General features: G+C 41.1%; 7 protein-coding genes. 4 read left to right on the forward strand and 3 right to left on the reverse strand.

Features of this window, described 5'->3' with window-relative positions:
• Window positions 1–154 precede the first annotated feature (154 nt).
• Complete coding sequence (locus ACWXWT_RS18725; RefSeq protein WP_456043092.1) at window positions 155–1,645, reverse strand: CotH kinase family protein; 1,491 nt, start codon at window positions 1,643–1,645, stop codon at window positions 155–157.
• Between the two features lie 378 nt (window positions 1,646–2,023).
• Here ACWXWT_RS18725 and ACWXWT_RS18730 point away from each other — a divergent pair, with 378 nt between their 5' ends.
• Entirely contained in the window at window positions 2,024–2,272 is a 249-nt protein-coding gene (locus tag ACWXWT_RS18730) for a hypothetical protein (RefSeq protein ID WP_456043093.1), read from the forward strand.
• 438 nt (window positions 2,273–2,710) lie between these two features.
• Here the strand turns inward: ACWXWT_RS18730 and ACWXWT_RS18735 are convergent, their stop codons facing one another.
• On the reverse strand, window positions 2,711–3,913 hold the full coding sequence (locus tag ACWXWT_RS18735) for an ammonium transporter (RefSeq protein ID WP_456043094.1): 1,203 nt from the start codon (window positions 3,911–3,913) through the stop codon (window positions 2,711–2,713).
• 339 nt (window positions 3,914–4,252) lie between these two features.
• Here ACWXWT_RS18735 and ACWXWT_RS18740 point away from each other — a divergent pair, with 339 nt between their 5' ends.
• Entirely contained in the window at window positions 4,253–5,422 is a 1,170-nt protein-coding gene (locus tag ACWXWT_RS18740; RefSeq protein WP_456043095.1) for a lipid-transfer protein, read from the forward strand.
• 85 nt (window positions 5,423–5,507) lie between these two features.
• On the opposite strand, the gene ACWXWT_RS18745 is transcribed toward ACWXWT_RS18740, so the two are convergent.
• Entirely contained in the window at window positions 5,508–6,599 is a 1,092-nt protein-coding gene (locus tag ACWXWT_RS18745) for a PepSY-associated TM helix domain-containing protein (protein WP_456043096.1), read from the reverse strand.
• A 384-nt stretch (window positions 6,600–6,983) separates the two neighbouring features.
• On the opposite strand from ACWXWT_RS18745, the gene ACWXWT_RS18750 reads away from it, so the two are divergent.
• Window positions 6,984–7,526 (forward strand): carboxymuconolactone decarboxylase family protein, encoded by a 543-nt coding sequence (locus ACWXWT_RS18750; protein WP_456043097.1) that lies wholly within the window; start codon window positions 6,984–6,986, stop codon window positions 7,524–7,526.
• Between the two features lie 398 nt (window positions 7,527–7,924).
• On the forward strand, window positions 7,925–9,142 hold the full coding sequence (locus ACWXWT_RS18755; RefSeq protein ID WP_456043098.1) for a dicarboxylate/amino acid:cation symporter: 1,218 nt from the start codon (window positions 7,925–7,927) through the stop codon (window positions 9,140–9,142).
• Window positions 9,143–9,407: the final 265 nt, after the last annotated feature.

Consider the following 9,407-nt stretch of genomic DNA (forward strand, 5'->3'; position numbering starts at 1 on the left):
GTCTCTCAGGTATTCCACTTCTGTGTTACATTGATTTAAAAGGCAACAACCATTTCTACATCAATGTGCCTTGAATTGAAAAACCTGAGAGACTCTGAACTGACCAGATATTTAATGGGATTGGTATTAAGCGTGTTGGTTGTATTTATTATCATTACTGTGCGTTTAAGTACTGATCAACTTCAGTGGCTCTGTCTTCTGCGTGCTCGAGTAACTCATCAATCGCGCGATAAAAATCGCTGCTATTACTTAAGAAGCTGTATCCCGTGAGTTCTGTGGTGGCATAGGGCGCTATCAATGCTGAGTAGGCATTATAACTTGCTTGCATTTTATTGGTTTCGAATGCATCACCGATAACCTCAAGTAAATACTGGTTATAACGGTCGCGGTATTCATCATCAGCATAAAGTTTGGCGATTAGTGGCCAGCTGTCAGAATCTAGATTTGAAAAGTCTAGTGCCAACGCTCCGCTCATTTTTCCATCTTGTAGTGCTTCATTATTGTCCCATGGGATCCAAGTTAATTTGGCGGTTTCAGGGTTATTGTATAGGTAGTAATTGTGTGGCATTAGGCCATAGGTGTCCCAGTTTTGAATAATGCCATTAACGGCCAAGTATTTTAAAAATACATCAACATCAAATACGGCTTCAAGATTAGCTCGCCAAGTTTCGGGATCGTTACTGGCTGTATCGTCGTCATTTAATGCCGTAAATAGAGCTTGAATATCTGACCAATCCTCATCGTCTTCGTTGGTTTTTTTCTCAAAATCGTCTTGGTTAAACGAACCCGCGATAAAGGTTGCACCGTCGTCTTCAGGTTTATATAAGTTTCCGTCGTCGCTAGAGAATTGAGTATCAATTAACGTATCATCCACTTCTTCAACTAGGGTATACAGTCCGAAATATTCAGGACCGTCACCGTGGTCTACATATAAAGTATAAAATCCGGTATGTGATACTGCGAGTCCTGCATCTTTAAATACATCGGCGGCCACTTTTTCACGTAACATTGATTCATCGTCAAAGTTATTTTTTAAACTTAATTTTTTGAACCCATAAAAGCGTTGGTTTTTAATTTGGGGGTAATCATCTTCGTATTCGTCAAAATCGAGTTTGAAAGCCAATTTAAGAATGCCTTGCTGCCAACTTGTTTGCAGTGATGAGTTTCCTTTGAAGCGAATTCCCACTCGATACCATTGTGTGCCATTGTAAAAAACTTCAGCAGGGACAAAAATGGGGTTTTCATCGCTGTCGACTAAGGTGTTACTCGCTGAACGCTGGCCAAATTCACCATAGGTTGCGGTTAAGTCATCAAGCATGCTTTGCCAGCGTTCACTGGTGACAACAATATCGAAACGTTTTACTTGGGTATCATCAAATACTTCATCAAAATTGGGATCAACATTTTTGCTGTGAGTTGCCTCTGTCCAGTCTGTTGCTTCAAAGTCAGAGTCTGTTACTTCGGTATCTGTGTCGGTATTCGTCTCTGTACTTGTGGCGGTTTCTGTTACTTCAGTTGTATTATCGCCGTCACTACCGCCACAACCTGCAAGCATTAATATGCTGCTGAATGATATAACAAGTAAAAGCATTATGGGCTGGTTGAACAGCCGATCGATATCGCGTCTGTTATTGATAGAAAACATGAGGTTCTCCTAGCATTGGGGGCAGTGAAATGATTTAAAGTCGTTACCAATATGTTAGAGAATAAAAGTGCAGAACCTGTGCAGTAAACATGGAACAAAATAGCAACTCAATAAAAGTGAGATTGAGGGGGGATATCGATTTTCAATCGATTGAGTTAGCTGTTTTTAATGACAGGGTAATATATTCGTTTTATGTTCAGCCAATTACTTCATCACGTATTTATAGTGTTTGCCGTGCAAACGTGACGTTATAACCATGAACTGATGTGTACTGACTTCTCGCTTGCCATGCTCAGTGGGACCTTATTAATTGACAATGATATAATCTGCCCATATTGAAATAATGCCCACATAGCAATGAGGTTTTAGGAGACATTAATGAATATTGAAAGTGATGTGATAGATAATTTGGCAGAATTAGAGCATTTTTTACTTTCTGTTGAGAAGGGCGGTTTAGGCTTAGAGGGAATAGCCGGAGTGGGAATGGCCACCAATAATGCCGATGGCCGACATTTTGTGGCGGTATTTGGTGATGACCATAAATTATTGTTAGCCCGTGGAGTAACCGCTGAAGTTTTTGAAAGTGGCAAAGATATGGTGCGTGACGGTGTAAAGCCTAAGCGTTGATAACGTGTTACGGGTTAATGATGTAAAGGGCAGGTATAAAAATGCTGCCCTTTATACCAATCCTTATTAGAATATGATCTCTTTTAGGCTGTGTCACAACCCCGAAGGGCGAATTTATCAGCGTGGTCTTCTTTGCTAGTCTTTCTTAACGTACGACTGCATGTAGAGCAACGCAGGAGCAGTTGCCGACGACTGAATGGATGCAGGAGATAGAGCAACGCAGGAGCAGTTGCCGACGACTGAATGGATGCAGGAGATAGAGCAACGCAGGAGCAGTTGCCGACGACTGAATAGATGCAGGAGATAGAGCAACGCAGGAGCAGTTGCCGAGAACGAATAGGTCTTCAAAGGCTGCCTCGAATACCTCATTGTTAATTTTCGCTAAAAGAGCAAATTTTAATGCGGATGGGTATTCGCTAAGCCTTATGGGAACTTTGGCTATTTATCTGAATTAGTTGAGCCAATTTTATGAATGGCTAAATCTGCTCCAATAAATTCATCCTCTTGGCTTAAGCGTAAGCTGGATACTTTATTCACTAATCCATAAACGATAATCCCGCCAATTAATGCCACTGCGACACCGGCAACGCTGCCAATAAGTTGTGATATAAAGCTAACACCGCCAAGACCACCTAAAGCTTGTTGACCAAAAATACCTGCCGCGATTCCGCCCCACACACCACATAGGCCGTGCAAAGGCCATACACCAAGTACATCATCAATTTTACTGCTGCGCTGTAATTTTGTGTACACAAATACAAACAAGCCGCCTGCAACTCCACCGACAATAAATGCGCCGACAGGGTGCATCAAATCAGAACCGGCACACACAGCCACTAAACCTGCTAATGGTCCGTTATGGATGAATCCTGGATCATTTTTCCCAACAATAAGCGCTACAATTGTGCCACCAACCATGGCCATTAAACTGTTTACCGCAACTAAACCACTAATACCGTCAAGGGTTTGTGCTGACATAACGTTAAAACCAAACCAGCCGACAATTAGCACCCACGAGCCCAGTGCAAGAAAGGGGATGTTTGATGGCGCAAATGCGATACCGGGTTTACGACCACGGCGGGCACCTAATAAATAGATAGCCACTAAGGCTAACCAGCCGCCCATGGCATGGACCACCACTGAGCCTGCAAAGTCATGAAATTGTGCGCCGAATTGGCTTTCTAACCAGGTTTGAAAACCAAAATTTCCATTCCAAATAATGCCTTCGAATAATGGGTATACAAAGGCAACAATTAACGCTGATGCAAATAAGAATGGTCTAAAGCTACCTCGTTCAGCTATGCCGCCAGATACAATAGCGGGAATGGCTGCGGCAAAGGTGAGTAAAAAGAAAAATTTAACGAGCTGATATCCATTGCCTGCGCTTAGGCTTTCTGCACTGACAAAAAAATGGCTTCCATAAGCTATTTGATAACCAATAACAAAGTAAGCAATGGCAGAAAAAGCAAAATCGGTAAGAATTTTAACTAGAGCATTCACTTGGTTTTTATGTCTGACAGTACCGACTTCTAAAAATGCAAAGCCAGCGTGCATTGCCAGTACCATGATTGCACCAAGTAAGATAAAAAGGGTGTCTGCACTCTGTGCAATAACACCAATAGCATCACTAATATTGTTCATTTTAGCTCCCACAAAACGATTCTTTTTTTAATTCATGCCGTTATGAAGCAAAAGCCATTCCTAAATTGTTACTCTCATAGCATTTTTTTGACTCTAAATGGTGCAAATGCCTGAAAGTGTTGCCGAAAAGAACTATGAAATGTTCAGCTTTGGTGCAATTTATGACTGATTTCATAGCATATAATAAAAATGGTGATAGGTCTTAAGTATATGAATGTTTCATTCTGGTGCGCTGCTGCATTCCTTTGGTGCATTGTGTTATGGGGAAATTAACATTATGTTAATGGTGTTCGCGAGAGGAATTTTGTTCAAGTCAGTAAACAGTATTTGGGGAGCAGTATGACAGTAGTAAGAGTGGCAGGGGTTGGAATGACCCCATTTTGTAAACCAGGTCAGCAGGAGCCTTATCGAGTGATGGCAGCTAAAGCGATTAAGTTGGCCTTAATCGATGCCGGACTCGAAGCTAAATCGATACAGCAAGCTTATGGAGCTTATATCTATGGCGACAGTACTTGTGCACAACACGCTTTTTACGACGTGATTCAAAGTGGTATTCCCATTATCAATGTTAATAATAATTGCTCTAGTGGTTCGACTGCATTATTTCTGGCGCGCCAGGCGGTGTTGTCAGGGCAAGTTGATTGTGCCTTAGCATTTGGGTTTGAAGAAATGCAACCTGGAGCTTTAGGTTCGCATTGGACTGACCGGGAAAGCCCTTTTGAGCGTGTTGGACCGGTATTGCAACAATTTGATGCTCCGCAAGGTCCTATTGCATTACGTACTTTTGGTGCCGCTGGGCGTCATTATATGAATCAATATGATGTTGGTGCCGATATCTTTGCCAAGGTGGCCGAAAAATCCCGTCGCCATGCATTACAAAACCCATACTCGATGTTCTCTACGCCATTAACATATCAGCAAGTACTTGATGATAAAGTTATTTACGATAGTTATTTAACTCGTTTAATGGCATGCCCACCAACGTGTGGTGCGGCAGCAACCATAATTTGTAGCGAACAATTTGCCAGACAAAAAGGAATCACTTCTCAGGTGAAAATTGTTGCGCAGGCGATGGCAACAGACACCGAACAATCGTGGCAAGATCCTATCTATGCTGTTGGTAAAGGGATGACACAACAGGCTGCGGATAAGGTTTACTCTGATGCAGGTATGAGCCCAAAAGATATTGATGTGGTTGAGTTACATGATTGCTTTACGCCTAATGAAGTGATCACTTACGAGGCATTAGGGTTGTGCTCTGAAGGCGGTGCTGCTGAGTTTATTGCTAATGGCGACAACACTTATGGAGGACAATATGTGATAGGTCCTTCTGGTGGGCTCATGTCTAAAGGGCATCCTATTGGTGCTACTGGATTAGCACAATGCACAGAATTAACATGGCATTTACGAGGTCAAGCGGGTAATCGGCAAGTTGAAAATGCTAAATTGGCGTTGCAGCATAATGTGGGCTTAGGCGGTGCTGTGGTAGTAACTTTATATAGCGTGTAGTGAGTTATGACAAGTAACCATGTATAATTTGTGGCATAAGCGATGATGCAGCACGACTCTCGTGCTGCATTTGTTAATCATATTATTAAGCGCGGTTTTTAGGCGTACGGTTAAAAGTGCGACGGTAAAATGTCACTACACTAAATAATAAAATACCCGTGCCGATTAATGATACCAATGTAATAAACGTGACATAGCTGGCTGGCATATTAAGTCCATCGTGCAAAGGACGAACAAAGCTGGCAACTCGTCCTGCAAGCGTTCTGTCGCGGTATTTTAGCACTGATTGAATCGTACCTTGTTGGTGATTTATGTTAATACGATCGGCTTCTCTGAGCCATACATCAGGGTGCTCATCAAATTGGATGCTATATACCATTTCTTTTGGTTTATCAGCTTCAATGGGTTTAGCTTTATTGGGTCTTGAACGCGGCTTACTTACCGACACAAGCTGAGCGTCAGGCCAAATTTGTTGTGCGGTAGTGAGTTGACTGAGCCAATTATTTGCTTGGCTGACAGGGTAAGATGCAACTTGCTGCTGGGGGGATTCGGTTTTTAAAGCACCTGTCCACAACCCTTTGTAAGTGATTAAAAAACCACTTACACACAATATAAATAAAGGGACTGAAATAAACAGCCCTAATTGAATATGACTTTTAAGCAAGCTGCTTGAACGCGTATTTTTAGGGAATGTCTGCTTTAAACGAAACCCTTTGCGCACTCGCCACCATAGGTAGATGCCGATTAGCGTTACAATACCGCCAGCCAAAGAAGCCCAAGCATTAATATATTTGCCGACATTATCGATTAGAAAGTTACGATGTAGCCAAAAAGCGGTTTCATAAAAAGGAATGTCGAATGATGAATCACTACTGAGTTCATTTAATTGACTGTCTAGCGAAATCGTTTTACCGCGAGTGCTTGCGATAACATATGGCGTATGTTCGGTAGGAAAGCGTATCGTGCTCATATCTGGGTAGCGTTCAAATAAATTTGTTACCGTTTCTGCTTTTTGTTCAAGCGTGAGCGGTACAAATGTTTGGCCTTTATTATCTACGCGTTTTAGTAGATCGATACTGCCCAAATAAACCCCTGTCGATAGTACAATTAGCATGGTGATGCTAATGCAAAATCCCACCCAGTTGTGAAGCCATTTTAATGTCGAAACCATGTTCATATTGAGTACTCAAGTTACGCGGTTGATTAATGCAAAAAATTGATTTTAATGTGTTTTTTGTTTTAAAAAAAGTGCGTTGTCATCATAATCAATATTAATTGATTGTTCAATTAAAGAAGTGTAAAGGCACCTTTACTTGTTTTTACTTACCCTCTATTGCTATTTAAAGCAGGCAGCTATTTCAGCGCTTTTAGCGATAATGCCATCAATGCTAGTGGTCTCTTTAAGGTTAACAATCTATCTTGATTGGGGATGACATTGTTATGTGGGGAAATATTATCTTGAATAACCATTCAAAATAATGTTGAGCGTTCGATCAAAATAACTTATAGTTAACTCAATTCCAAGCATCACCCAATTCATTAACTTAAGTGAGAATATACGATGACCGCATTTACTCTCCATACCGCAGACACTGCACCACAAGACAGCAAAGCAATTCTAAAGGGGGCTCAAAAGCAAATGGGTATGGTACCCAATTTGTTTTCTGTGTTAGCTGAGTCTCCAAGTACGCTTAAAGCTTATCAACAGTTACACCAAGCTTTTTTAGACACATCATTTAACCCTGAAGAGCTAACAGTTGTTTGGCAAACCATTAACGTTGAGCACGAATGTACCTATTGTGTACCAGCGCATACCGCTATTGCACATTCAATGAACGTAGACCCTGCTATCACGGAAGCTTTACGTAACAAAACGGCTATGCCAACGGCTAAATTACAAGCGCTGCATAATGCAACACTTAGTATTGTACGTAATCGCGGTAATATTTCAGAAGCTGAATTAGCAGCATTTTATGCTGCAGGTTATGCTCAGCAGCAAGTGCTAGAAATCATTTTAGGCTTGTCGCAAAAAGTGATTAGTAATTACACCAACCACGTTGCCAAAACACCCGTAGATGATGTGTTCAAAAAATTTGCTTGGTAATGTCATTGCTTGTTAAATAGCACAAAATAAACTTGATTAGCCACAATAAAATACCAATGTAATGCTGCATTGGTATTTTATACGTTGGTTACTTTTATCTAATGCATTTTTGCAAATCATCATTTTCTTGTTACATAGAGTCTACAATTAAATTTAGCTTATGTGATCAGATGATTGCAAGGCAGCTTAGAGATCCCGGTTTTGTAAGAACAATCAAATATTCATCATTCTTTTCAAGTAACACCTCGAGAGTTGTTAATTTTTTGTGATTGGTATCACGTTGGTTATGTGTCATATTTCGTTGCTGTGTTATTTGCTATGCCAAGTGTCCTTTGTATTGCATTCCCTCTAGCAGAGGGTGGGATATGTTTTGTGTCTAATTTTCTTTAGGAAATAATATGTTGAGTCGCCTTCGTGCTTATCGTTCGTCCATTATTTTATTGAGCGCCTTGTTATTGGGTGGATTGTTCGGAGGGGTATTTCCTGAATGGGCAATAAAGCTTAAACCGATTGGGCAAATTTTCTTAAATTTATTGTTTATGATCATCGTGCCTTTGGTAGCGGTAAGTGTGATGTCATCAATTGCTCGTATGACTGATTTAAAAAAGTTAGGTGCAATATTAGTGTCAATCATGACGGTGTCTATTGTGATGGCCATCGTTCCTTCCGTTGGTATCGTGTTATTGGCATTGGCATATGACCCTGCGCAAGGGGTGACATTGGATTTAGCTAATACGGTTGAAGCTGCTTCTGGCAGTATGGATTTTGTGAATTTATTGACCACCAATGACTTTGTCGGTTTGTTGTCTAAATCTAATATTTTAGCACTGATTATTATGTCGGTTATTGGTGGTGTCGCTATTGGTCAGTCTGGTGAAGACGGCCAGAAAGTGAGTCGAATGCTAGACAGTTTAAATATCGTTATTATGAAAGTGATTTCAATATTAATGTATCTGGCGCCAGTTGGTTTAGGGGCATATTTTGCCGCAACCATGGCCAGCCAAGACACCGAGCTAATGGGGACTTTTGCCAGAGCTGTTGGGTTATTTTTTGTGGCGATGGCCTTGTACCTCACCTTAGGTTCAACGTTATATGCCTGGATTGGTGGCGGTGTAAAAGGAGTGAAGCAATTTTGGCAACATATGCTTGAACCTGCTGTCACCGCGCTAGGCACTAGTTCGTCACTTGCAACCTTACCCGTGACCATCCGCAGTGCCAGTAAAATGGGGTTAAACGAACAAATTGCTGAAATAAGTTTGCCGCTGCTGGTTAATTTAAATAAAGGTGGTGCCGCTGCGATAACGGCATTAAAAATCGTGTTTATATATTCTTTACTCGGGCTCGACTTTACCGCAGACGTATTTATGCTGACCATTTTGATTTCGGTGTTATCGGCATTTGTGATTGGCGGTGTGCCAGGCGGGGCATTTTTAGGTGAAATTTTTATTGTCACCACTTTAGGCTTGCCGATGGAAGTGATCCCAATTTTAGTCGTAATAGGCGCTATTACAGATGCTGCGTCAACGATCATTAACGTGGTACATGATTTAACGGCAACCCAAATTATTGAGCGTTTTAATGGTAAGCATTATGCCGTGATAAAACGAGATAGTTAATTTATTGAGTAGCGTTAGCTTACAGGTGTAACACAATCAGATATTATACCAATCCTATTAAATATGTGATCTTTCAGCGGGAGTTCAAAGTGCTGTAGGCAAGACAGATGATTGAAGCGAATAGTGATTCGTATTTTTAAAGCATCTAACGAAGCATAAAGGACTTTGAAACCCGCCAGAATGGAGTCTCTCAGGTATTCCACTTCTGTGTTACATCGATTTAAAAGGGAACAACCATTTCTACATCAATGTGCCTTGAATTGAA

This window comes from Shewanella sp. A22, assembly GCF_053850585.1.